General features: G+C 38.0%; 24 protein-coding genes and 1 riboswitch. Of the genes, 15 read left to right on the top strand and 9 right to left on the bottom strand.

The window, feature by feature from the left end:
• The first annotated feature begins 26 nt into the window (after positions 1–26).
• A complete protein-coding gene (locus AB1H92_RS13410; RefSeq protein WP_115363055.1) occupies positions 27–635 on the top strand; it encodes a class I SAM-dependent methyltransferase in 609 nt (202 codons plus the stop codon).
• Positions 636–681: 46 nt separating this feature from the next.
• On the opposite strand, the gene AB1H92_RS13405 is transcribed toward AB1H92_RS13410, so the two are convergent.
• Positions 682–2,202 (bottom strand): Na+/H+ antiporter NhaC family protein, encoded by a 1,521-nt coding sequence (locus tag AB1H92_RS13405; RefSeq protein ID WP_115363053.1) that lies wholly within the window; start codon positions 2,200–2,202, stop codon positions 682–684.
• 278 nt (positions 2,203–2,480) lie between these two features.
• On the opposite strand from AB1H92_RS13405, the gene AB1H92_RS13400 reads away from it, so the two are divergent.
• The 7 genes from AB1H92_RS13400 to AB1H92_RS13370 all read left to right on the top strand — a co-directional run bounded on the left by AB1H92_RS13400 (position 2,481) and on the right by AB1H92_RS13370 (position 10,948).
• Complete coding sequence (locus AB1H92_RS13400) at positions 2,481–4,376, top strand: PrkA family serine protein kinase (protein ID WP_115363051.1); 1,896 nt, start codon at positions 2,481–2,483, stop codon at positions 4,374–4,376.
• 113 nt (positions 4,377–4,489) lie between these two features.
• A complete protein-coding gene (yhbH, locus tag AB1H92_RS13395; RefSeq protein WP_115363049.1) occupies positions 4,490–5,653 on the top strand; it encodes a sporulation protein YhbH in 1,164 nt (387 codons plus the stop codon).
• Positions 5,654–5,666: 13 nt separating this feature from the next.
• Positions 5,667–7,073, top strand: coding sequence for a SpoVR family protein (locus tag AB1H92_RS13390; protein ID WP_115363046.1), 1,407 nt, complete (start codon positions 5,667–5,669; stop codon positions 7,071–7,073).
• 131 nt (positions 7,074–7,204) lie between these two features.
• Positions 7,205–8,179: a D-glycerate dehydrogenase gene (locus tag AB1H92_RS13385; protein WP_115363044.1), complete on the top strand. Its 975-nt coding sequence runs from the start codon at positions 7,205–7,207 to the stop codon at positions 8,177–8,179.
• 224 nt (positions 8,180–8,403) lie between these two features.
• A complete protein-coding gene (locus AB1H92_RS13380) occupies positions 8,404–9,072 on the top strand; it encodes an RluA family pseudouridine synthase (protein WP_115363041.1) in 669 nt (222 codons plus the stop codon).
• A 108-nt stretch (positions 9,073–9,180) separates the two neighbouring features.
• Positions 9,181–9,855, top strand: coding sequence for a hypothetical protein (locus AB1H92_RS13375; RefSeq protein WP_115363039.1), 675 nt, complete (start codon positions 9,181–9,183; stop codon positions 9,853–9,855).
• Between the two features lie 214 nt (positions 9,856–10,069).
• Complete coding sequence (locus tag AB1H92_RS13370) at positions 10,070–10,948, top strand: YitT family protein (RefSeq protein WP_115363037.1); 879 nt, start codon at positions 10,070–10,072, stop codon at positions 10,946–10,948.
• A 41-nt stretch (positions 10,949–10,989) separates the two neighbouring features.
• On the opposite strand, the gene AB1H92_RS13365 is transcribed toward AB1H92_RS13370, so the two are convergent.
• Together AB1H92_RS13365 and AB1H92_RS13360 are read right to left on the bottom strand one after the other, a co-directional pair.
• On the bottom strand, positions 10,990–11,139 hold the full coding sequence (locus AB1H92_RS13365; RefSeq protein WP_166739456.1) for a hypothetical protein: 150 nt from the start codon (positions 11,137–11,139) through the stop codon (positions 10,990–10,992).
• 86 nt (positions 11,140–11,225) lie between these two features.
• Positions 11,226–12,284 (bottom strand): SDR family oxidoreductase, encoded by a 1,059-nt coding sequence (locus AB1H92_RS13360; RefSeq protein ID WP_115363035.1) that lies wholly within the window; start codon positions 12,282–12,284, stop codon positions 11,226–11,228.
• A 337-nt stretch (positions 12,285–12,621) separates the two neighbouring features.
• Here AB1H92_RS13360 and AB1H92_RS13355 point away from each other — a divergent pair, with 337 nt between their 5' ends.
• The 4 genes from AB1H92_RS13355 (at position 12,622) to AB1H92_RS13340 (ending at position 17,041) form a co-directional block, all read left to right on the top strand.
• Positions 12,622–13,848: an ATP-grasp domain-containing protein gene (locus AB1H92_RS13355; RefSeq protein ID WP_115363033.1), complete on the top strand. Its 1,227-nt coding sequence runs from the start codon at positions 12,622–12,624 to the stop codon at positions 13,846–13,848.
• A 3-nt stretch (positions 13,849–13,851) separates the two neighbouring features.
• Positions 13,852–14,547 (top strand): aspartate/glutamate racemase family protein, encoded by a 696-nt coding sequence (locus AB1H92_RS13350; RefSeq protein WP_115363031.1) that lies wholly within the window; start codon positions 13,852–13,854, stop codon positions 14,545–14,547.
• Between the two features lie 110 nt (positions 14,548–14,657).
• A complete protein-coding gene (locus tag AB1H92_RS13345; RefSeq protein ID WP_115363029.1) occupies positions 14,658–15,785 on the top strand; it encodes a DEAD/DEAH box helicase in 1,128 nt (375 codons plus the stop codon).
• Positions 15,786–15,899: 114 nt separating this feature from the next.
• Positions 15,900–17,041 (top strand): IS3 family transposase gene (locus AB1H92_RS13340; RefSeq protein WP_370475002.1). Its coding sequence is split into 2 segments (ribosomal slippage): positions 15,900–16,173 and positions 16,173–17,041, totalling 1,143 coding nucleotides; the frame shifts between segments, so codons are not numbered across the junction.
• A gap of 346 nt (positions 17,042–17,387) precedes the next feature.
• On the opposite strand, the gene map is transcribed toward AB1H92_RS13340, so the two are convergent.
• Positions 17,388–18,134 carry a type I methionyl aminopeptidase gene (map, locus tag AB1H92_RS13335; protein WP_115363027.1) on the bottom strand — a complete coding sequence of 249 codons (747 nt, stop codon included), beginning with the start codon at positions 18,132–18,134 and terminating at the stop codon, positions 17,388–17,390.
• A 122-nt stretch (positions 18,135–18,256) separates the two neighbouring features.
• Positions 18,257–18,598, bottom strand: coding sequence for a DUF4870 domain-containing protein (locus AB1H92_RS13330; protein WP_115363024.1), 342 nt, complete (start codon positions 18,596–18,598; stop codon positions 18,257–18,259).
• A gap of 86 nt (positions 18,599–18,684) precedes the next feature.
• A riboswitch (TPP riboswitch) is annotated at positions 18,685–18,785 on the top strand.
• A gap of 260 nt (positions 18,786–19,045) precedes the next feature.
• Between AB1H92_RS13330 and thiT the strand changes: the two genes are divergently transcribed.
• A complete protein-coding gene (thiT, locus tag AB1H92_RS13325) occupies positions 19,046–19,606 on the top strand; it encodes an energy-coupled thiamine transporter ThiT (protein WP_115363022.1) in 561 nt (186 codons plus the stop codon).
• Between the two features lie 56 nt (positions 19,607–19,662).
• Here thiT and AB1H92_RS13320 read toward each other — a convergent pair whose 3' ends face one another.
• Positions 19,663–20,400: a tryptophan-rich sensory protein gene (locus AB1H92_RS13320; protein WP_115363020.1), complete on the bottom strand. Its 738-nt coding sequence runs from the start codon at positions 20,398–20,400 to the stop codon at positions 19,663–19,665.
• 180 nt (positions 20,401–20,580) lie between these two features.
• Between AB1H92_RS13320 and AB1H92_RS13315 the strand changes: the two genes are divergently transcribed.
• Together AB1H92_RS13315 and AB1H92_RS13310 are read left to right on the top strand one after the other, a co-directional pair.
• Entirely contained in the window at positions 20,581–22,374 is a 1,794-nt protein-coding gene (locus AB1H92_RS13315) for a M3 family oligoendopeptidase (RefSeq protein ID WP_115363018.1), read from the top strand.
• A gap of 5 nt (positions 22,375–22,379) precedes the next feature.
• A complete protein-coding gene (locus AB1H92_RS13310; protein WP_115363016.1) occupies positions 22,380–22,925 on the top strand; it encodes a GNAT family N-acetyltransferase in 546 nt (181 codons plus the stop codon).
• Positions 22,926–23,106: 181 nt separating this feature from the next.
• Here the strand turns inward: AB1H92_RS13310 and AB1H92_RS13305 are convergent, their stop codons facing one another.
• The 3 genes from AB1H92_RS13305 to AB1H92_RS13295 form a co-directional block, all read right to left on the bottom strand.
• A complete protein-coding gene (locus AB1H92_RS13305) occupies positions 23,107–23,667 on the bottom strand; it encodes a carbonic anhydrase (RefSeq protein WP_115363014.1) in 561 nt (186 codons plus the stop codon).
• A gap of 173 nt (positions 23,668–23,840) precedes the next feature.
• Positions 23,841–23,981, bottom strand: coding sequence for a hypothetical protein (locus tag AB1H92_RS13300; protein ID WP_166739457.1), 141 nt, complete (start codon positions 23,979–23,981; stop codon positions 23,841–23,843).
• Between the two features lie 130 nt (positions 23,982–24,111).
• A complete protein-coding gene (locus AB1H92_RS13295) occupies positions 24,112–25,344 on the bottom strand; it encodes an aminopeptidase (protein ID WP_115363012.1) in 1,233 nt (410 codons plus the stop codon).
• Positions 25,345–25,470 lie beyond the last annotated feature (126 nt).

Genomic DNA, 25,470 nt, shown 5'->3' with positions numbered 1-25,470 from the left:
TAAATAGTTAGGATGGAGAGAAGTTCATGAATGAAAAGGAAAGAGATCGTTTACTCCATATCCAAACGAGGAGTGTCGGCGAGCGGATTGATCAATCTGCACATTACCATCATTACGAAGCCACGCCTTATTGGATGTTGGATGAATTATTCAAAGCATACACAGTCAATCAAGCAGGTGCATTTGTTGACTTCGGATGCGGCAAAGGGCGTGTTTTATTTTACGTTCATCATCGATTTCAAGTGCCTGTTGTCGGCATTGAAATGAATGTCCAATTATATCGTGAAGCTTTATTAAACGAAGCAACTTATCTACAGAAAAAGAAGAAAGTAAGCAAGCCAATTCGAATTGAACATGAATATGCGGAAAGCTATCGAGTTGCGGACAATGACAGTTGTTTCTTTTTGTTCAATCCTTTCTCCTTGCCAATCTTTATAAAAGTGATTCACCGTATTCTACAATCTGTCGAAGCAAACAATCGAACGGTTGATATGATTCTTTACTATCCGGCAGAAGAATATATTGATTACCTAGAAATGAAAACGCCATTTACTCTATTTAAAGAAGTGAAAATGCCGAGATTATCTGAGATTAATGCGAGAGAAAGGTTTTCAATTTATCGATTGGTTGGCTGAAAAGAAATCTAAAAGAGTGCCCAACATGGAATTGGGCACTCTTTTTTCAATCAGTGGCTTCTATTACGGGGAGCATTCTTTGTTTCATTAACAATAAAATACCAATTAAAGCTAGTAGGTTTACTGCTAAGCCGAGCCAAACGAGTGACGTTAAACCGAATACGATATAGCCAATGAGAGAAGTAAGAGCTGCTGTGAGTGCATATGGAATCTGAGTAGAAACATGGTCCATTAATTCACATTCAGCACCTATGGCCGATAAAATCGTAGAATCGGAAATGGGCGAACAATGGTCACCGAAAACAGCGCCGGCCATAACAGCGCCTATTGCTGGCAATATCCATTCGGGATTTGTTGAACCAACAATGGTTGCTGCAATTGGAATCATAATGGCAAAAGTTCCCCAAGATGTTCCGGTTGCGAATGACATCAAACAACCAAGTACAAACAAAATACTAGGAATTACCCAAAAAGCCACATTGCCATCGACGAGAGATGCTAAAAAGTGACCTGTCTCAAGGCGCCCAACAATATCTCCGATTGACCAAGCAAGTACGAGAATCAGTGCGCCTCCAAGCATATTTTCCATTCCTTTTGTAAACGTTGAAATAAATTCCTTCGCTTTCAATTTTTTACGGGGAACATAAAGCAGTGCTGACACTATGACAGCTACGACAACACCATAAACGAGTGCTAATGTAATATTTCCTTCTCCAGAAGCCTCCATTAAACTATTTCCACCTTTAAAATAGCCACCGGTATGAAGAAAAAATCCAATTGTTGCAACGATTAATACAAAAATAGGAATGAGCAAATCTAATGCTTGTGAAAAAGAAATTTGTACATGTTCAGTCATTAATTTTTTGTCGCCGTGTCTTCTATCAACTGCCTGCTGCTCATGCTTCCTCATTAATGGAAAATCGACACGCATCCAAATCACTAAAAAGACAATGAATAAAGAAGAAATGGCATAATAATTAGCGGGCACAACACTAAAAAAGGCGGACACTGGACTATGGCCAAGCCCGTATGTTTTAATCGGCTCCGCAAGTAAAGAAAACACATAAGCGCCCCAACTAGATAGAGGGATGAGCACACAAATCGGCGCACCTGTCGAGTCAATTAAATAAGCTAATTTTGACCTCGATACACCGTGTTCATCTGTAATTGGCCGTGCAATTTGGCCAACTGCTAAACTATTAAAATAATCATCGATGAAAATTGCATAACCTGTTAACATCGTCACAAACTGCGCACCAACACGTGTTTTTACTTTGGACATCGCCCACTTTCCAAACTGTTCTGTAGCCCCTGACTTTCCAAAAAGAGCTGTAATTCCCCCCAACATGAATACAAAAATAAGGATTGGTACGGTCCACTCTGGATCAGCCACTTGCACGAAGATTGTTTGGAACGAATCACTTAGTCCCCCGGCAATTGAAAAATTCGCCAAGATAAGTGCACCACTGAGCACCCCGAGTAATAAGGATAATAAAACTTCCCGAGTGATGATGGCACAGGTAATCGCTAGCAGTGGCGGAACAATTGACCACCAAGTTGCTTCCATCCTATCCCCCCCTTTTTTTTAAAAAACACTTCATTATAACGTTGTGACCTTTAATTAAAGTGTTGCGAAGTTTTCGAAGAATGTTGCAAACTTTTATACTGTGACTCGTGCTTTATCATATGAACGCAATTTGAAATATATTTATTTAGTAAGAGGGAAGGGGGCATGCTCTATTGCTATCGGCTATATTTTGTGTCGTAAAGTATAAATTCTTTCGGCATGATACGGAGAGCTCGGGCATAAGATATAGAAACCTTGCCCTAATTGGAGGGGATAAGATGGATATTTTAAATGAAGTGAAGCGATTTAGAGAAGAAGAAGACAGTTTAAAATGGGAAGGTACTTTTGCAGAATACTTGGACATTGTGAGAGAAAGAAAAGAAGTTGCACAAACGTCACATTCCCGTGTCTATAATATGATTAAAAGCGCTGGAATTACAGAGAAAAATGGGAATAGGACGTACCACTTTTTTGATGACGAGATATTTGGGCTAGAAAAATCAATTGAAAAGTTAGTAGAAGAGTATTTTCATCCCGCTGCCAAAAGACTTGATGTGCGAAAAAGAATCTTATTGTTAATGGGACCAGTTAGTGGTGGTAAGTCGACGATTGCGACAATGTTGAAACGTGGATTAGAGGCTTATTCGAAAACTGACGAGGGTGCGGTATATGCAATTAAAGGTTGTCCGATGCATGAAGATCCACTGCATCTCATCCCGCATCATTTACGAGAGGATTTCTTTAAAGAGTATGGCATTCGAATTGAAGGAAGTTTAACGCCACTCAATACGATGCGACTCGAACAAGAATACGGCGGACGAATTGAAGATGTCCAAGTGGAAAGGATATTCTTCTCAGAAGATAAGCGTGTCGGTATTGGAACATTTACCCCGTCTGATCCAAAATCACAAGATATTGCAGATTTAACGGGAAGTATCGACTTTTCAACGATTGCCGAGTACGGTTCAGAATCAGATCCACGTGCGTATCGTTTTGATGGGGAGTTTAATAAAGCGAACCGCGGCATTATGGAGTTCCAAGAAATCTTGAAGTTGGATGAGAAATTTTTATGGCATTTATTGTCATTGACGCAAGAAGGGAATTTTAAGGCAGGAAGATTTGCGTTAATTAGCGCTGATGAACTTATTATCGCGCATACAAACGAAACGGAGTATCGTTCATTTATAGCGAATAAAAAGAATGAAGCGCTCCATTCGAGAATTATTGTTATGCCAATTCCTTACAATCTAAAAGTGACTGAAGAAGAGCGGATTTACGAAAAAATGATCAAAGAAAGTGATATGTCGCACGTTCATATTGCACCTCATGCCCTTCGTGTCGCAGCGATTTTCTCAGTGTTAACGAGGTTATCTGACTCGAAAAAACAAGGCATTGATATCGTTAAGAAAATGCGGATGTACGACGGAGAAAGTGTTGAAGGGGTTAATCAAATAAGCGTTGACGAACTCCGAAATGAGTTTCCAAATGAAGGTATGGAAGGGATTGACCCACGATATGTCATAAACCGGATATCTTCCGCAATTATACGGAAAGAAGTCCCTTCAATTAATGCGCTGGATGTTTTACGTGCAATTAAAGATGGATTGGACCGACATGCTTCGATTTCAAAAGAAGATAAAGAGAAGTATATGAATTACATTTCAATTGCAAGACGTGAGTTTGATGAAATTGCGAAAAAAGAAGTACAAAAGGCATTTGTTTATTCGTACGAAGAATCAGCGAAAACATTAATGGACAATTATCTCGATAATGTGGAAGCGTTTTGTAATAAACATAAAATCCGAGATCCATTAACGGACGAGGAAATGAACCCAGATGAGAAATTAATGCGTTCAATTGAAGAACAAATCGGTATTTCCGAAAATGCCAAAAAAGCCTTTAGAGAAGAAATTCTCATTCGAATTTCCGCGTTTGCACGAAAAGGAAAGCGCTTTGACTTCCGTTCCCACGATCGTTTACAAGAGGCGATTCAGAAGAAATTGTTTGGTGATTTGAAGGATGTCGTGAAAATTACAACGTCTTCCGCAATGCCAGATGAAGCGCAATTAAAGAAAATCAATGAAGTCGTTGCAAGGTTAATAGATGAGTATGGCTATAATTCAACTTCTGCCAATGAACTTTTGCGTTATGTTGGAAGTTTACTAAATCGATAAGGAAGCTTAACGGAAAAAACAAGACGACTTTTGGTAGTTGGTCTTGTTTTTTCTCTCATATAGCGAAGCACAAGCATATACTATAGTACATTATTATTAAAGTAGGGATAAAATTGAATGAAAAACAAAATGAACAGTTTATTATCTCGCAAGAAAATTGGTCCCTGCACCGTAAAGGGTATCAAGACCAACAACGCCATTTAGATAAAGTGAAAGATGCCATTCGGAATAATTTGCCTGATTTAATCAGTGAAGAAAGCATTATTATGTCAGATGGAAAAGATGTTATTAAAATTCCAATACGTTCGTTAGATGAGTACAAAATCAGATACAATGCTGACAATTCAAAGCATGTCGGACAAGGAGATGGGGATAGCGAAGTAGGAGATGTCGTCGCAAGGGACGGGGAGCAAGGAAAAGGCGGCGCTGGAAAAGGAAGTAAACCTGGGGAACAGCCGGGTGAAGACTATTATGAAGCGGAAGTTTCTTTGGCGGAAGTTGAGGAAGCATTATTTAAAGAGCTTGAATTACCAAATTTAAAGCGGAAAGAACAAGCTGAAATCGTCATTGAAAAAGTTGAGTTTAATGATATTCGTAAAAAAGGTCTAATTGGTAACATTGATAAAAAACAAACGATTTTAACGGCAATCAAAAGGAATGCGATGAAAGGGAAACCGTCAATTACGCCAATTCATAATGACGATTTACGATTTAAAACATGGGATGATGTGACAAAACCTGAGTCGAAAGCGGTTGTCCTTGCGATGATGGATACGAGTGGTTCCATGGGCACATTTGAAAAGTATATTGCAAGAAGTTTCTTTTTCTGGATGACGAAATTTTTACGCTCCAAATATTCAACAGTAGAAATCGAGTTTATCGCCCATCATACAGAAGCGAAAGTCGTTTCGGAACATGACTTCTTTCATAAAGGGGAAAGTGGTGGCACAAGATGTTCTTCAGCGTATCTAAAAGCGTTGGAATTAATTGAACAAAAATATAATCCTTCTAGTTATAATATTTACCCTTTCCATTTCTCAGACGGTGAAAATATTTCTTCTGATAATGCAAAATGTATTGAACTAGTTAACCAGATTATGGAAGTTTCCAATATGTTCGGATATGGAGAAGTCAATGCCTATAGCCGCTATTCGACATTGATGAATACGTTTAAAAAGATAGACGACCCGAAGTTTCGCTATTATGTCTTAAAGGAAAAAGGAAATGTCTATGACGCATTGAAATGCTTTTTCCGTCCGGAGTTATCGTCTTTGTAAGGGAGGGAATGAATTGTCTGATATAAAAGCGTTACACAATGCAATCGATGAAATTACTGAGATTGCAAATGGTTTTGGCTTAGATTACTACCCGATGCGCTACGAAATTTGCCCGGCCGATATTATCTATACATTTGGTGCATATGGAATGCCGACTCGTTTTACACATTGGAGCTTTGGTAAACAATTCCATAAAATGAAGCTTCAATATGACTTAGGATTAAGTAAAATTTATGAGTTGGTCATTAATTCCGATCCGTGTTATGCATTCTTATTGGATACAAATAGTTTAATTCAAAATAAATTAATTGTTGCTCATGTACTTGCGCATTGCGATTTCTTTAAAAATAATATTCGTTTCATGAATACGCGTCGTGATATGGTTGAAAGTATGACCGCGACGGCAGAACGAATCGCAGCGTATGAGATAGAATATGGAAAAGAGGAAGTCGAAACCTTTTTAGATGCTGTCCTTGCGATTCAAGAACACATCGATCCTTCTATTGTCAATCGGAGGTTAACGGCGGAGGAAGAAGAGGAATATATAGCGGAGGATGTTGTTCGTAAAACGGAATACGATGACTTGTGGCAATTAGACGCAGAAAAAAAGCCTTATGAAAAAAAGAAAAAGAGTAAGAAATTCCCGCTTATACCGGAAAAAGATATATTATTATTTATTGAACAACATAGTCGTCAATTAGAGGATTGGCAACGAGATATTTTGACCATGATGCGGGAGGAAATGCTCTACTTTTGGCCTCAGCTCGAAACGAAAATCATGAACGAAGGATGGGCTTCCTATTGGCATCAAAGAATTTTAAGGGAAATGAATTTAACTGCAGATGAAACGGTGGAGTTTGCCAAATTAAATGCCAATGTCGTACAACCATCTAAAACCTCGATTAACCCTTATTATTTAGGATTGAAAATATTCGAGGATATTGAAAAACGTTATAATGATCCAACAAAAGAGATGCAGGAAAAAGGCATTGTCCCAAATTCCGGAAGAGAAAAGATTTTTGAAGTAAGAGAGATCGAGTCAGATGCTTCATTTATTCGGAACTATTTAACAAAAGAATTAGTGCAGCGTGAAGATATGTATTTGTTTCAAAAGCAAGGCGGAGATTATAAAATTACCGATAAAGATTATGAAAATGTACGTGAACAACTCGTTTCAATGCGTGTGAACGGCGGGTTTCCTTATATTGTCGTTGAAAATGGAGATTATTTATTGAACGGTGAATTGTATTTAGTGCATAGATATGAAGGGACAGAGCTCGACGTTCCTTATTTGGAAAATGTTTTGCCTTATATTTATCGGCTATGGGGACGCATTGTGCATATGGAAACAGTTGTAAAAGGGAGAGACATTGTCTATTCGTATGACGGGAAAAAGGTGTCTAGACATTTTGTAGGTTAAGAAAATGAAGCGTTGGTACTAAAGTGTGCTAGCGCTTTTTTAATTTGCTGAGTCGCGAATTCCTTTCTTTGTCAGGTTATTAGATGTGTTACAATTATCTAAAGATTTGTTTAGAAGAGGGGAAGAGTACTATGAAGCCAAAAGTTTTTTTGACCTATCCAGTTTCAGAAGAGGTAGAGAATTATATTGCCGAGCATTGTGAACTTCATAAGTGGGACGGAGAAGGCAGAGTACCTGAAGAAGTACTGTTAGAAGAAATAAAAAACATTGATGGACTTTACACGTCAGGAAGCACAACGGGAAGAATCGATGAACGTCTATTAAGTCATGCACCAAACTTAAAAGTCGTCAGTAATGTGTCTGTTGGCTACAACAATTTTGATGTTGAGGCGATGCGTAAAAGAAATGTAATCGGCACGAATACACCGCATGTATTGAACGAAACTGTTGCAGATTTAGCTTTTGCATTACTTTTAGCGTCTGCTCGTAGAATTGTTGAGTTAGATAAATTTGTGAAAGCAGGAAATTGGAAGCCTACAACTGTTTATTCGGATACATATGGAAAAGATGTGCATGGTGCCACATTGGGGATTATTGGAATGGGACGAATCGGTGAAGCGATTGCAAGGCGAGCTAAATTCGGTTTTGAGATGGATGTTCTTTATCATAACCGTACGAGAAAACCTGATGCGGAAAAGAAATATGAGGCGGCGTATCGAGATTTACCAACACTTTTAGCGGAATCCGATTATGTGATATTAATGACACCTTTAACGTCGGAGACTTTCCAATTAATTGGGGAAGAAGAGTTTAAAGTGATGAAAAAATCCGCCGTCTTTATTAATGTATCACGAGGACAAACTGTTGACGAACAAGCATTAATTCGCGCATTGAAAAATGGAGAAATTTTAGCAGCTGGACTTGACGTGTTTGAAAAGGAACCAGTTAATGCGGATAATCCATTATTAACGTTGCCAAACGTCATCACAGTTCCACATATTGGCTCTGCGACAGCAAAAACAGAAGAAAAAATGGCTATGCGGGCAGCGGAAAACTTAGTAGCGGTTTTAACTGGAAATCAACCGCAAGACCCAGTGTGGGAGTAAATTAGGGGGATTGCTAAAGTGGGAAAAGGTGATAGAATAGCCTTCTCCCACTTTTTTTGATTGTTTAAACATAGTGAAATGGTTACAAACTGAACTTTAAGGGAATAGAAAAACGAACCCAATAAAACATTTCTGTAAGTAAAGGCTATCTTTATGTAAAAACTCCTTGTTGTATTACAATAAATAGCGAGATAAGGTTTATTAATTAAAGGAGTATCAAGTGAATGAAAATTAATATTTTATATGAAGATAATCATCTACTTGTCGTAGAAAAACCGGTGAATATTCCGGTGCAAGAAGACGCGAGTAGAGATAGAGATCTGCTAACGATTTTAAAAGAAGACATTAAAGTTCGTTATAATAAGCCAGGAAATGTTTATTTGGCGCTCGTTCACCGCTTGGATCGCCCAGTTGGCGGCGTCATGGTATTTGCGAAAACGTCGAAGGCGGCATCAAGATTATCGGATGTTATTCGTAGAAACCAATTAGAAAGAAGATATTTAGCGGTCGTAAGAGGAACGCCGAAAAAGGAAAAGGCGAAACTAGAACATTTTCTATATAAAGACACCTCAAGGAATATCGTTCGTTCCGTTCCAGAAAATTATAAAGGAGCGAAGAAAGCCGTTCTGGAATATGAGCTGTTGGGAAGTCGGGAAGGACTTAGTTTATTAGCGGTGAAACTACATACGGGTCGTTCTCACCAAATACGGGTTCAACTTTCTACAATTGGCCATCCATTGTTTGGAGATCAAAAGTATGGGCAACAACAGAACCAAAAAGGGCAGCAGATTGCATTATGGGCAAATTTGCTTGAATTTCCGCATCCGACGACCAAAGAATTGGTCAGTGTACAATCGCCGCCACCAAGCGAATATCCATGGAATTTATGGTGATCGTTTAGGCATGAAAACTTTTAAAGGCCATTATCTCGAATTTGATGACAATGAATGGTATCTTAATCATGTGGAGAGTATAGTATTTAGTGCATAGGAGGAAGATAAATGAATTTATTACAAGTAAGAAGAGGACAATTTGTCTATTATAAAAACGAGCTACACAAAGTGTATTCTGTGCGACCTCTCTCAAGGCTGCCAGTCCTCATGTACCGTATCAAAGATATGGAACAAGTAGCGTCTAGAGCAGAAAATCTCACATTGCATAGACCGCAGCATCTGGACTCTTTCATGTTATTAGGGAATAGATATACATTGCGAAAAGATAAGCAGGCCGAGGTAGATGGTTATATTTTAATTACCCATCCGGATCCAGGTCACTTAGACAATTACTCGTTAAATGAATTTGAAAAAGTAGCTGAATTAATTGATAACAAAGTGTATACCACTTTGCTGAATACAGTAAAACCAAAAGAATTTATGGTGATGTCTCCAGGAGTAGATCCTGATAGCCGCAATATCGATTATAAAGACCATGCACAAATTACTGAGGAACAACGTGAAGAGGAACGTATGTTAGAAAAGAAAGCAGCAGAAGAAGCCGCTGTAAAACCTTCCGTTGGAGACATTTACATCAATTTAGATAATGGCATAAAAGCGATGATTGTCGCAGTGATTGATGATGAAGTCGTTCTTGGTCATGGGGAACGTATGAAGAGTGCTGATTTGGTTGAATCAGATAGCTGGAACCTAATTTATATTACGAATGAAGAAGATTTTTAACTGATCATAATCAAAGCATTGTTTCCTCGAAATGACTTCGGTCCTTTCGGGACAATGCTTTTTTGTGTCTAATCCTTCATTACTTCGTATTTGAAGTGAAGGCAAATTCCTCTCGAATTAAGAGTTATCCTATTCTTTTTTTGTTTTTGAAAAGACGGAGGCCATTTTTTTTGGTAAAATGAACAAGTTGAATGGAATGGAGGAATTTTGGCTTATGATTCGCGAATTTAAACAATCGGTTACTTTTGAATACATACAAATTATCGTAGGGGCAGCGCTCGTTGGTTTAGCATATAACATCTTTTATTTGCCGGCACGTCTGGCAGCTGGCGGTGTGTCGGGCATGAGTACGATTCTATATGAGCTCTTTCAATTCAACCCTGCGTATGTTCAATGGTTAATTAATATTCCGCTTCTCATTATCGGCGTTATTTTTGTCGGTAGAGAGTTTGGTGTTAAAACTTTTGTTGGTACATTGTCCGTCCCATTTGTGATTTGGATAACGGGGGACATGGCATTGACTGTTGAGAATCCCTTGTTAAGTGCCATTTATGGTGGGGCTGTTTTAGGCGTTGGCTTAGGAATTGTTTATCGTGGGAACGGGTCAACGGGCGGAACGACACTCATTGCACAAATATTAAAGAAGTACACTGGACTATCAAGCGGGTTTTCACAACTTGTTGTTGATGGATTTGTTGTTGTCACATCAGCGTTTGTATTTGATTTTGAACTTGCATTGTTTGCTTTAATGTCAATCTATGTGACAAGTAAAGTAATTGACTTCGTTCAGTTACAAACATCGCCAACAAAATTAATTCTTATTATTACGGACAAGGATGAAAAAATACAATCCATTATTAAAAATGAAATGAACCGCGGATTAACAAAAGTAAAAACAATCGGTGGCTATTCAAATGCAGAAAAAACAATGATTCTATGCGTTGTTGAACAGTCAGAAGCGGTCTATTTTAAGAAGCTACTGCAAGAAGAAGAACCCGAGTCATTTGTCATTTTCTTAAATGCATCGGAAATTTTAGGACGTGGATTTTCAAGAGCTCAATTTGACAGAGATGAATTAAAGAAGGTGGACTAACATAAAAAAATCCAGCACTTATAGAAAGTGCTGGATGTTTGTTATTTTAAGTTTGGTTTATTTTTATTGAATTCTTCTTGTGCTTCTTTCTTGATTTTATTGATTTCTGCCTCTGCTTTTTTTGCCGCATTTTCTGCGTTTTGCGCCCAATCATAATGTGCGGATTTATCATTTTTCGTATTCTCGCTCATCAATGTACCTCCATTCTATTTATGGATGTACAATTACTTTCTCCAATTCGCAAAAAATTAAACACCTCAAATGAGCAAGAGTGCATTTAGTCATTAAGGTCAAAATAGGCATTGATAATCATTTTTAATGTATCATGAGACATATTAAGATGCGATATTTGCGTGTCTTGTATAAGTTTTTGTGTATTTGTATCGTCAAAATCAAATGACCTAGACAAGTACACATTAAAAACGTCAATCATCTCATTTAATCGCTCTTCTTCTGGCCTTAATATCGTATTTTTCGTGTCTTCAATAATTTCCAATTGATTAAAATCAAGGGCATTTTTAATAAGCGTTAAGATATCATAGTTTGTAGCCGGCTTAGGGTTTGTAATATGATAAATCGTATTTGGTTCGGCTTTACTTTCAGCGATTGCCAATATATCAGCCACGTAATTGACAGGTACAAAGTTAGAGGTAGCATCTTTACTGCCGATTACATGGTAAACGGTATTGGTGCTTTCGGATGCCCGTGCTATACGTCTTTTAAATACATCGAGTGCACGCATAAAGCCGTACAAAGTAAATTCCGAATCGGCTTCTCCGGTATTGGAGTCACCAACAATAATGGATGGACGGAAAATTGAAACGTCAAAATCATTGGCATAAGAAAACGCTAGATGTTCAGATTTTACTTTGCTTTCCTCATAAGGATTATGACCTTTTGCCTCAATTGGATACAATTTCTCTACGCCGTAATCATGTTTCCCAATCGTATAGGCTGTACTAATATAATAGAACTTAGAAACGCCAAGTTGTTTAGCAAGTTCTAGTACTTGTCTTGTCCCATCATAATTAATTGAAAATAGTTCGTCTCGTAACGCTTCGTCAAATTTGACTAGAGCAGCAAGATGGTAAACAATATCCACGTTTCCTTTAATTTCTTCAATGTCTGCTTGTGACAAACCGCAATTTTCTTGCGTAATATCACCTTTAAAAAGACGAATACGCTCTGCAGATCCATCTGGTAGTTTACGAATCGTTCGTTCTGCTCTTTCAAAGTTTCGGACAAGTACATATAATGTATGGTCAGTCGATTGTAATAAATTATTAAGTAATTTGCCACCGAGAAATCCTGTTGAGCCTGTTAAGAAAATTGTCAAACTTATCCCTCCAAATTGGAATGAGAGGCAACCACTTCTGATTGCTCAATTTTGATTATAGTATAGTTCGACTATAAATTGAAAAGTATATCCCTTCAAACTGTAAAAAAGTGCGTTCAATTATTGACGAAAGGCGACAGCTTATGGAAGAAAGAAAACAGGAAAGGAGATACATAGCGCTCTTGAATTGCTTATGATAAAATTAGATAGTATCTTAACTGAATGGTAAAATGTAAAATCCTGAATTCTAACGAACAGAATACAGGAAACTAATAGTAACTTAAAGTTAATTTCCCTAAATATTATTTTCGATTATTTTAGAAATGAGTGACGATAAATGACAGTTGGAAACGAAATATTTGTTCCTGTATTACTAGGATCGGATATGAATGCTTATGGAATGGCTCGTTCGTTTCATGAAGCATATGGGATAAAATCGCTCGTCCTCGGGCGTGCCACACTTACTGCAACGGCAAATAGTAATATTATTGAAATTCGTGAGATTCCGAAGCTAAATGAACAAGATGTATTCTTACCAGCGATATTAAAAATTGCAGAGGAGTACAAAGATAGGAAATTATTATTGTTGGCATGCGGAGATGACTATGCAAAACTGATTATTAACAATAAGGAAAAGTTAACCCAGCATTTTGCAATTCCTTATATTGATAAATCGTTAATGGAACGACTTGTACTGAAAGAGAATTTTTATGAGATTTGTGAGCAATACAACTTTGCTTATCCCAAAACAACGCTTTGTACGTATGAAAATAAAGATACTTTTGAAATGAATTTCGATTATCCAATCATTATTAAAGCATCGAACTCTGTTGCTTATTGGAATTGTTCATTCCCAGGAAAGAAAAAAGTTTTTGTTGCACATGACGAAGCAGAAAAAAAGGCAATCATTGATGCTATTTATAGTTCTACTTATAAAGATAATTTAACAATCCAAGAGTTCATTCCGGGGGATGATTCCTATATGCGAGTATTAAATGCATATGTGGGAAAAGATGGAAAAGTTAAGTTAATGTCTCTTGGAAATCCAATATTAGAAGAACATTCACCTGAAGGAATTGGAAGTTATGCTGCCATTATTAATACCTTTGATAAGGAACTATTAGATAAGGTTCGTATATTTTTGGAGGATATCGGGTATACAGGCTTCGCCAATTTCGATATGAAATATGATGAACGTGATGGTCAATATAAATTATTCGAGATAAACTTAAGAAATGGTCGTAGTAGTTATTACGTCTCCGCTAGTGGACATAACTTGATGAAGTATGTAACAGAAGACCATATCTATGATAAAGAATTACCGCTAACTTACGCAAAAGATGAGCATTTATGGTTAATTATTCCAAAGGGAGTTCTTTTTAAGTATACACAGAATGCAACGTTAAAACGTAAAGCGAAACAATTAATTGCAGCAGGCAAGTCTACAAACTCGCTTTTTTACAATAAAGATTTTAACATTGTTAGATGGATTAAATTGACACTAAACAGATTAAATTACTACAGGAAATACAAAAAATATTTTAACAACAAAGGTTTGTCTTAATAAATGAAGAAAAAAACATTAGGAATTATCGGTGGTGTAGGTCCGCTTGCAACCATGTTTATCGGCGAAATTATCGTAAGGCGTACAGCCGCAGAGAAGGACCAAGACCATGTAAATATGGTTATTACAAATAATACGAACATCCCCGACCGAACAGCTTTTATTTTAGGTGAAAGTAGAGAAAATCCAGTTCCAGTCATCGTATCAGATGCGAAACGACTACAAGAGGCGGGTGTAGAAATTCTTGCGATTCCTTGTAATACTGCTCACTCATTTTTGAATGAAATTCAGCAAGGGATTGAACTTCCAGTCATCGATATGATTCAAGAAACAGCGATGAGGGCCAAAGAAAAAGGAGCACGTCGTGTTGGCATACTAGGTACAACTGGAACAATCTCAACAGGTATTTACCAAGCGGCTTGTGAGCGTTTTGATATGGAGGCAGTCGTACCTCATGAAGACGTACAAGCAGTCGTCATGTCAATGATTTACGACGATATTAAAGCTGGGAAACCAGCTGATCCAGAAAAATGGGCAATCATCCGGCAAGCGATGGAAGACGCTCAATGTGATGAAGTAATTCTTGGGTGTACAGAACTCTCCATTGTCAGTCAAGAGTTACAATTGCAGGATTGTATTGATTCATTACTCGTATTAGCGGAAACAGCAATCCAACGTTGTGGTTATAAAGTAAAATAAAAAAAGACATCCAGTAGCGCCTAAGGTCGGTTACTGGATGTTTTTTCAGCAAAGGCTTCAATGTAGCGGATCTATTAAGATTGAATCACTAGGAGAAAGTAGGGATAACAATGTCTTTTGTAGAAAAGATGGATACAGTTTTTCAAGAGAAGTGGAAGTTTAAAAATGAAATGCCCATCCAAACAAAGATGGTGCCTGAAGTACTTGATGGAAATGATATCGTTGCCGAGTCGCCAACTGGAACAGGGAAAACGCTCGCTTATGTACTGCCAATTTTGCATCTTGTCGATGGTACAAAAAAGCAAACACAAGCGTTAATCGTTGTGCCTTCCCAAGAACTCGCGATGCAAATTACCGATGTCATTAGAGAGTGGATTGCAGGTACTGCGATAACAGTTGCACCATTAATTGGAGGCGCAAACGTTAAACGCCAAATCGAACGCTTGAAAAAGAAACCCACAATCGTTGTCGGAACACCAGGGCGATTAATGGAATTAAGTCAATCTAGAAAGTTGAAGCTATTTGATATACGGCATATTGTGCTTGACGAAGGTGATGTCTTATTATCACGTGAACACCGCGTTAAAATTAAAAACATGATTAGCGGAGCAAATCCAGATAGGCAGGTTATCGTTGTCTCGGCAACAATTACGGATGAAATCGAACGTGTTGCGAATGAATTTATGGATGAACCGCTACACATCAAGCTGGCGGCAAAACATATTCCGCGCGCAGGCACAGTCACACATTCATATATCGAAACACCAGTACGTGATAAAACGGATCTCTTAAGAGGGCTTTCTCACTTACCAAATATCCATGCGCTCGCTTTTGTAAATAATGTAGATCAAGTTTGGATGAAAGAGGCAAAGCTGCTTTATAATAAAGCGCCGATTGTTGTTTTACATTCTAATATGCGATCAGCTGAGCGACAACAAGCATTGGAAAGCTTCCGTAAAGGAAAGTCAAGCATTTTAATTGCCACCGATTTAGCTGCTCGAGGTCTAGATATCGAAGGGCTAACACATGTCATTCATGTAGATGTACCCCATACAATTGAGCAATATTTACATCGTTCAGGAAGAACAGGACGCGCTGGAGAGGATGGAGAAGTATTGACATTACTTGCGCCTCACGAAGAAGGAGATTATCGCAAACTTACGAAAGGTTTACATCCAACTGAAAAAACTTGGCGACATGGGAAATTACAAGAAAAACCAAATATAAGAAGAAAATAAAAAAAGCTATCATTGAATTGAATGCACTGACTTAAGAAAATGAGACAAATAAAAGCACCTTTCGTTGAAAAACGGGTATACCATACCTAAATACAACGTGGAGGTGCTTTTTGTATGGGAACAAGAGTGAGTTATCCTTATGAGGTGAAAATGAAGGCGATTGAAATGCGTTTAGCAGGAGTACCAGTAAAACAAGTATTAGAAGAGCTGAACATCAAAAATCATTCACAGTTAAAAGTTTGGATGAAATGGTATCGAGAGGGCGAAATTCACCGACTTTATCAACCAGTTGGCAAGCAATATAGTTTTGGAAAGGGACCAGAATATGGGTCAAACGAACAACGTTTAGCAGCCGAAAATCGTTATTTGAAGCAACAAATCGAAGTTTTAAAAAAGTACAAAGAGTTGGAGAGGAAGTGGTTGGACAAGCATTTGTAGAACTGGTTGAAGAACTTAAAGATAAGATGCCAATTAAGGAAATTTGTATACACATGGGAGTCGCTCGATCAACTTATTATCGTTGGAAAAAAGAGAGTAGAAAAGAAAATAGTAAGGCAAAGCGTGATGAAGAGATTGGAAAGCTATGCACGGAACATAAATTCAGATATGGATACAGAAAAATCGCTGCATTAATGCCTGGAATCAGCGAGAGAACCGTCCAGAAAGTGATGCAAAAATATGGTTGGTCATGTCGTGTTAAGGTGAAAAAACGTAAGGTTACAGGTCAGCCTGCTTATGTAGCGGATAATATACTACATCGGGATTTTCACGCCACAGCACCTTTACAGAAATTAGTGACTGACATTACTTACTTGCCTTTTGGACAATCGATGTTATATCTTTCAAGTATTATGGATTTATACAATGGAGAAATTATTGCTTATACGATTGATGGTAAACAGAATTTATCATGTGTTTTAGACACACTTAATCAACTTGATTCACTACCAGAAGATATTATATTACATAGTGATCAAGGAGCTGTTTATACTTCTTATGAGTATCAAAAACAGATAAAAGAAAAAGGAATTACCATGAGCATGTCCCGCAAAGGCACGCCTGTTGATAATTCCCCAATCGAAGCGTTTCATTCCACCCTAAAGTCTGAAACGTTCTATCTCGACGACATACATAGCACAACCAATGCCTGTGTTATTCAAATCGTCGAAGATTACATTAACTATTATAACAATATCCGAATTCAAACGAAACTAAACAACCAATCGCCGGTAGATTACCGACAATTGGTTGCCTAAAAAGGTGTTTTCTTTGTGTCTCATAAACGGTCCCCAGTGCCTGAATTTCAATGATAGCTTTTTACATGTAGAAAGGCTGAACGTCGCCTTCCGCTTTTGATTCATCTAGCTCCAGGCAACAGCCTCTCGGGACACTTCAGCCTTTCCAAAAAGGCGGAAAGATGCCTTTTGTGGTAAGTCTTCCAGTGCCTGTCGAGGCTGAACGTCGCCTTCCGCTTTTGATTCATCTAGCTCCAGGCGACAGCCTCTCGGGACACTTCAGCCTTTCCAAAAAGGCGAAAAGATGCCTTTTGTGGTAAGTCTTCCAGTGCCTATCGATGCTAAACGTCGCCTTCCGCTTTTGGTATTATAGTTGTGTTAAAATAATCGGCTTATCTTTTGTTACGATAATTGTATGTTCAACTTGGGCAACTAATGATTTATCCGGCGTAACGAATGTCCAGCCATCTCCCAGTTCAACGATGTTTTCCGCTTTTTCAGAGATAAATGGCTCAACTGCAAGAACCATGCCATCTTTTAAAAGCGTTTTATCCCATGCATCATAATAGTTTAAAATATGTTGAGGTTCCTCGTGCAAGGCAGTACCAATGCCGTGACCTGTTAAATTACGAATTACGTTAAGTCCGTGGCTTTTCGCTTCTCGCTCAACTGCTTTTCCAATACCACTTAGATTAGATCCTGCTTTTACACGTGTCATTGCACGATCAAACGCGCTTTGCGCAACATCACATAATTTTTGTTTACGCTCATCTGGCGTCCCAACGACAAAAGAAATACCCGTATCAGCAAAGTACCCATCGCAAGATCCAGAAACGTCGATATTTACAATGTCCCCATCCTTAATCACGCGCGATCCAGGAATGCCGTGTGCAACTTCATGTTCAACGCTAATGCATGTATATCCCGGAAAGTCATATTGGGAAATTGGCGCAGAAACAGCACCTTTTTCTTTGAAAAGACGGCCACCCAGCTCATCTAATTCTTTTGTCGTTATGCCAGGGACTGCTGCATTTTTCATTGCATCTCTTATTTCTGCAACAATTTTACCGATTTTTTTAAGTCCATTTATATCTTGTTCTGTTTTAGCAATCATTCAAAACAAATCCTTTCTTACCGTTCATTTAATTACATCCTACACTATACCATATAAAAATTAGAAATAAAAAAAGCCTGTACTCTAAAAAAAGAGTTCAGGACCAATTTTGAATGAAGTTGTTATTTTAACACCTTTACACCTTGAAAGACATTCCAAATAATAATCACAATAAATAACAAGCTATAAATAAGCGTGAATAGAAAAGGGGCTATGCTCCAAAAGTCAAAACTACCGTTGACAATCGTCATCATTCTCTTCTCAACAGTAAGCATGGAAAAGGAGAAAATAATCACACCACAAATCAATATAACAACTGGAACAAAGTGTGAAATAAGGGAGCGTTTTGCATGATATTTAACTTCTAGTTCCTCAGAAACGAAATAGATTACAAACGGTAATAATAAAGGAAAAAAGAATACACTAAAATAACAAAGGGCACTTAATATTTTTTTATTCGACATAAAAATGAAAACCTCCTTCCAAAGCTAGGGGCATATAAGTATAGCTTGCTTAATATAGTGAACTCTTATACAATTAAACTGATAAGTATTACCACAAGGGGAGCCTATTGGCTGAGAAAGAACAATCTGTTCTGACCCTTTGAACCTGTAAGTTCATACTTGCGTAGGGATGTGGATGGAAACAGACATGTTGTCGAAGTGAAGCACACTTCGCCTTATATGAAGATGTTCCGTTCTACACGGGATGTCTATTTTTTTTGCTTAAGACACGATAAAGTTTGGAATACCTTTGTAAATCTTGATGTAGTGCGTAGGTACCCTACTGCGCTGTTAGATTTAAAACATTAGGCAATTTATTACGGCTTTAAGATAAATGGTGTCGAGAAAATATAAGAGAACGGGTTTGTTCATTACATCTCTACAAGACATGTAGGGAGGAAAATTGTTATGCAAAGGAAAAGATTACAGTTTTTAATGGAGGTAGCCATACTCGGGGCTTTATCATTTATTTTAGATAAACTTACGGTTTTTGTCATGCCACAAGGTGGTTCAATTACACTGTCTATGCTACCAATTATTGTCATGGCATTCCGTTGGGGCATCAGTGGTGGTTTACTAACAGGATTTCTAAGCGGTTTATTACAACTGATTACTGGTGGGACGATATTTCATTGGGCGCAGGCTTTAATGGATTATACGTTAGCTTATACATTGGTTGGGATTGCAGCAATTACTGGAATTTGGTTAGCAAATAGTATGGCCAAAGGGCGCAAAGGGAGTATGGTTGCAGCGATTGTCATCGGTTCGGTTATTGGTGGTCTTCTACGATTCTTTATTCATTTCGTTGGAGGAATTGTATTCTTCGGAGAATATGCTCCTGCTGGCCAGCCGGTTTGGTTATATTCTTTAGTCTACAATGCAAGTTACATGATACCTTCTATTTTATTATGTAGCATTGTGGCGAGTTTGCTATTTACAAGCGCACCAAGATTATTAAAAACAGCATAAAAAAACGTCTTTCTCTATACTTTTGGAGAAAGGCGTTTTTTAAAATACATATTGTGTCATTCGCTGGCAGATACCTGTTTATTTTTGAATAGATAAAAGCATGCACCAATGACGGCGGTTAAGAACAATGCAGCAGTAGTCACGAATAGAGAATCGAATCCATTTTTTACTGCGATTCCAATAAATCCCCACATAAAAACAATATTAAATGCCTTATCTTCATAATGATATAAAAAATGAAGGGCGATTGCGGTTGCTAGTGTTAAAAAGATGACGGCCCATAATGATTGGCTAATTCCAAAGCCACTCCATTCGACAAATACCAACGTATAATTAATTAAAATAATAAAAGAAAATACACTCCAACCGAAAAATATTGAAATTGGTACGCGAAACAAAATGAGGTTTTCGGTTTTGGGATATGAAAAATAAATGGCAGAGATGGTAAGTAACAATCCAACCATTATAATAATTGCCCACATAAAGAACTCATAATGCCATAGGAGAATCAAAAGCATATTGAATAGTAAGCTTATGATGAAAAACAAAAATCTAATGTTGAACACTTTTCCTGATTGTCGTCGTTGATGTCGCCAGAATCCGAGGAGCCAAGTCACTAAGAAAATATATATTAGGATCCAAATCAGAAACACATAGCTTGCAGGTGTTAACAGCACAGGGAGTCTATTCATAATTTCAATAGCGGTGATTCCATTAAAAGGAACGATTTCTGCAGTGCCAATAACGATAAGACTAACGAAAAGAATTATTGCCATACTAAAAAATCGAATCATGTTAAAATCCTCCTATCTATAAGTATACAGAGGAAAATTGTGTTTTACGGTAAAAAGTGTGAAGTTTTCGTCACAAATATCAGTTCGTAGCAAAATGTATTGGTTCGCATATCGAAATTACATGCTACAATAGAAGTATCTATTTAGAAAATTGGAAACGTAAGAGGGGGAAAAATACAGATGAAGTATTCGGAAGTTTGGGATTTAGATGTTTTCTTTAAAGGTGGGAGTAGTTCACCCGAATTACGTACACATCTTGATAATGTGAAAGAAAAAATAAATGTGGTAAAAGAAAATATTGATATATTTGATATACCAACATCAGTGAATGAATCGCAAGAAGTCTTTCGCTTAATTGAATTGGTAAAAGACACAGCCGTGAATTTAAGGCAAGCGGGAGCAGTCATTGGATGTTATTTAGCTGCCGACACTACGGATAAAAAGGCATTGCTTTTACAAGGTGAAGTAGGGGCACTCGGTGCAGAATTTCAGACGGTTATGTTGAAATTTCAACAAAAACTCGCCAAGGTAGACAGTGATGTATGGGCAAAATTAATGGAATCCACGGAATTGAACGAATTCAGTTTCGTGTTAAATGAATGGCGGGAAGAGGTAGCGATAAAACTATCTGAAGAAGAAGAAAGTCTAATCACAGCATTAAGTGTAGATGGTTATCATAGTTGGGGACAACTTTATGACCAACTTGTTGCGGATATTAAAGTAAAAGTTGAAGTTGATGGTGAAGTAAAAGAGTTATCTGTTGGTCAAGCGTCTAACTTAAGTTCAAGTCAACACGCAGCTGTTCGAAAAGAGTCCTTTGAAAAATTAGAAGTTGCCTGGAAAGACAAGGAAGAGTTCTTTGCTACAACACTTAACCACCTAGCTGGCTTCAGATTAGCAGTTTATGAAAAACGTGGGTGGAATTCCGTATTAAAAGAACCACTTCTTCGTAACCGAATGAGTGAAGACACATTAAATGCGATGTGGGGAGCAATCGGAGCGAATAAAGAACCATTCGTAAATTATTTGAACGTGAAAGCAGAAATGCTCGGAACGGAAAAGATGAATTGGTATGACTTAGAGGCACCGGTTACAGAATCAACGAAAACGATGCCTTACCAAGAAGGAGCAGAATTCATCCTTAAGCATTTTGGAGAGTTCGGATCTGAACTTGAATCATTTTCAAGAATGGCATTCGAGGATAGTTGGATTGAGGCAGAAGACCGTGCGAATAAGCGACCAGGCGGTTTCTGTACAGGGATGCCGATGTCAGAACAATCCCGAATCTTCATGACGTATAGTGGCTCGATGTCCAACGTTGCGACACTCGCTCATGAGCTTGGACATGCTTTCCACTCCTATGTGCTTCGTCCTGTACACTGGTTAAATAGAGGCTATGCGATGGGCGTTGCAGAGACTGCATCGACTTTTGCAGAGATGATTGTTGCAGATGCGGCCGTGAAAGCAGCAGAAACGAAAGAAGAAAAGATTGCATTACTCGAAGATAAAATTCAACGTAGTGTTGCATTCTTCATGAACATTCATGCAAGATTTTTGTTTGAGACGAGATTTTATGAAGAACGTCGTAAAGGGATTGTTTCAGCCGCTCGTTTGAACACGCTAATGGAAGAAGCACAACGAGAAGCATATGGTGATGCGCTTGATACAACACATCCGCATTTCTGGGCTTCAAAATTACATTTCTACATTACTCAAGTTCCGTTTTACAATTTTCCATATACGTTTGGGTATTTATTCTCGTTAAGTATTTATGCAAAAGCACTTGAAGAAGGCGCAGGTTTCGAAGAGAAGTATATGGCGTTGTTGCGCGACACGGCAGTGATGACTGTAGAAGAACTTGCGATGAAGCACCTCGGTGAAGATATCACACAAGAAGCTTTTTGGGCAAAAGGTGTCGCACTTTGTGTGAAAGACGTTGAGGAATTTTTAGAACTAACAGCCGAAGAAGGTTGATTTAGATGATTTTATTAGAAGGTGAAAAATGTTATTTACGCATTTTGACTGAAGACGATGCAACAATGTTTACGAAAGTATTAATCGCCAATAAAAAATATTGGTCTGTATTTGAACCTCGTCAAGAACCTGGTTTTTACACAGTATCGAGACAGCGGGAGAAAATAAGAGAATCAATTTATCAAATGCGAGATCGGCGAGAATACAATTTCGGGATTTTTGATGCGAAAACAAGTGAGTTAATCGGACATATATCACTTTATAGTATTAAGCGGCTTCCTTTTTCAAGTGGATTTGTCGGTTACTCAATAGATGAAAGACAAATTGGACGAGGAATTGGCACCGAAGCATTACGCCTGGTGACAGCATTTGCATTTAACTCAGTGGCACTTCATCGGGTAGAGGCGTATGTGTCACCAAGAAATGCTGGCTCGATAGCTGTGCTGGAAAAATCGGGCTATTTGCGCGAAGGGTTATTGAGGAAAATTCTTTATATTAACGGGGTTTGGGAAGACCATTATATGTATGCAATCCTCGAAGATGATTTCTGAAAGGGTAAGACTGTTTTACGGAAATTAATAGCAAAAATAAAAGGCCGATTCCTTTAACGAGGAGTCGGCTTTTTAAATCAGTGTTTAAGAGTATGCAAGTTTGTCGTTAGGCGAACAGATAAATTTAATCGCAAATTTACTGTCGATTTCCCGGGAAATATCAGATAGAAATAAGGGGGATTTATTCATATCCATTGATGATCGTGTCTAATTTCCCTGTTTCAGGATCAATCACGAGGCCATGCACAGGAACTTCAGGATCCATTAATGGATGATTTTTTACCAAGTCAACACTGTTCTTCACGCTTTCAGTGACATCATTAAAGCCGTGGAGCCATTCTTTCATATCGATACCTGAATATTTAAGCGTATTAAAGAGACTACTGTCGATACCGCGGTCAACCATATGCCCAATGATTTTCTTTGTGTCAATTGAGCTCATACCACAATCGTGATGCCCAACGATAAAGACTTCATCAGCTTGAAGCTCGTAAACTGCAACGATAAGACTTCGCATAATACCGCCAAAGGGATGAGTGACGACTGCGCCGGCACTTTTAATCAGTTTGACATCTCCATTTTTAAAATTCATTGATTTGAGAAGTAACTCAGTTAGACGTGTATCCATACATGTTAGGATGACAATGCGTTTATCAGGAAACTTTGTTGTCACGTACTGTTCATATTGTTTTTCTTCCACGAACATTTCGTTAAATTGAAGAATTTCTGTAAGAAGTGCCATAATCGTGCTCCAATCTATATGTGATTCTTTTATTGTACAAAAAGATAAGAAATATTAAAAGAGACAGTATTAAAAAAAGTGTACGATTGGTGAGTTCAGTTTATTTAGCGTTACTAGAAAAAGAAAAAGCGCCCAATATCGAAAAGTCGATAATGAACGCGGTTACATAAATATTAGTAATCTGTATCTGGTTTTGAATCTATAATAGTCGCTTGCTTAGAATCGAACGCTTGAATGAGGTAGTGCATGATAAATCCTGCAGATAGACCCATTAATACCATATATCCGATTACTGTTAAGTACATTAAGCCCATTTCTTTGACCCCTCTCTATCATCCTAATCTCTTTAATTTTATTATACAATAGAATGTTGGAAAAATTAAGGGGGGGATACGATATATTTTAGAATTGTGACAAAATGCAAACATTCCCGTTATCGTTCTGTTAAAATGCCCAGTTACCATTACGGAATATCGGTTCGGCAGTTCCATCTTCTAAAATGCCATCAATATCCATATCTTCTGAGCCAACCATAAAGTCCACATGTGTAATACTTTGATTTAACCCATGTTCTTCCAATTCCTCGCGTGGCATTGTTTTCCCACCTTCTAAACAAAACGCATAGGCACTTCCTAATGCGAAGTGATTCGATGCATTTTCATCGAAAAGTGTGTTGAAAAATAAAATGTTGGACTCGGAAATTGGCGATGCATGTGGAACGAGCGCAACCTCGCCAAGATATTTGGCACCTTCATCTGTATCAATAAGTTGCTGAAGAACATCTTCGCCTTGTTCTGCTTTAATTTCTGTAACTTGTCCATCTTGAAATGTTAATTTAAAATTATCGATAATGTTTCCACCATAACTTAAAGGTTTTGTGCTTGATACGTAGCCGTTTACACCTGTTTTATGCGGGACGGTGAATACTTCTTCCGTTGGCATATTGGCCATAAACGAATGACCTTGACGATTGACACTCCCAGCGCCACACCAAAGATGACCTTTAGGAAGATCTACTATTAAATCTGTTCCTGGTGCACGATAATGTAGTTTTGCATAGCGTTTATCATTTAAATAGTCTACTTTTTCATGTAAAGTTTTATCGTGTTCTACCCATGCTTCCACTGGATTTTCAGTGTTGGCGCGCACAGCTTTAAAAATGGCATTCCATAATGCAGGAATTTGTTCTTCAGTTGGTAAATTCGGAAAAACTTTTGCAGCCCATGCTGGAGAGGGGGCTGCAATTACTGTCCAGCTAAATGTATCAGCTTGTAGCAATTGGCGAAACTTATCAAGTGCTTGGCCAGAAGCTTTTTGAGCAGTAGCAATACGTGTTGGATCGATACCGCTAAGTAAATCAGGACTTTGAGACACGATGCTCATAAATGCTGCACCCTTTTCAGCAAGCTTTTCTCGTTCAAGTACTTTCCATTCCGGAAACTCAGCAAAAGAATCCTCCGGCGCTTTTTCAAAACGAAGACGTGATAAAACATCGTCACTAAAGTCCACCATGACTTGGCGAGCCCCTGCGTCGTATGCTTTTTCAGTAATGAGTCTAACGAATTCAACAGAATCTGTGGAAGCATTGATAAAAAGAATCTGGTCGGGTTGAATGTTGACCCCGACTTCTACAGCTAATTCGGCATAATGATGAAGTTGTTGTTCAAATGTAGGCAATGATGAATATCTCCCTTCTTTATTGGCAAGTACATAAAAGTCTGACTAGATTTGTATGGACTTGTTCGATATGATTCATTTAATTTTCTTGAAGTGTTGGTTCCTTCAGTATAATAGTACAATTTA

The organism is Sporosarcina pasteurii (genome assembly GCF_041295575.1).
Classification (GTDB): Bacteria; Bacillota; Bacilli; order Bacillales_A; family Planococcaceae; genus Sporosarcina; species Sporosarcina pasteurii.
This window is presented reverse-complemented; position numbering and strand designations above follow the sequence as displayed.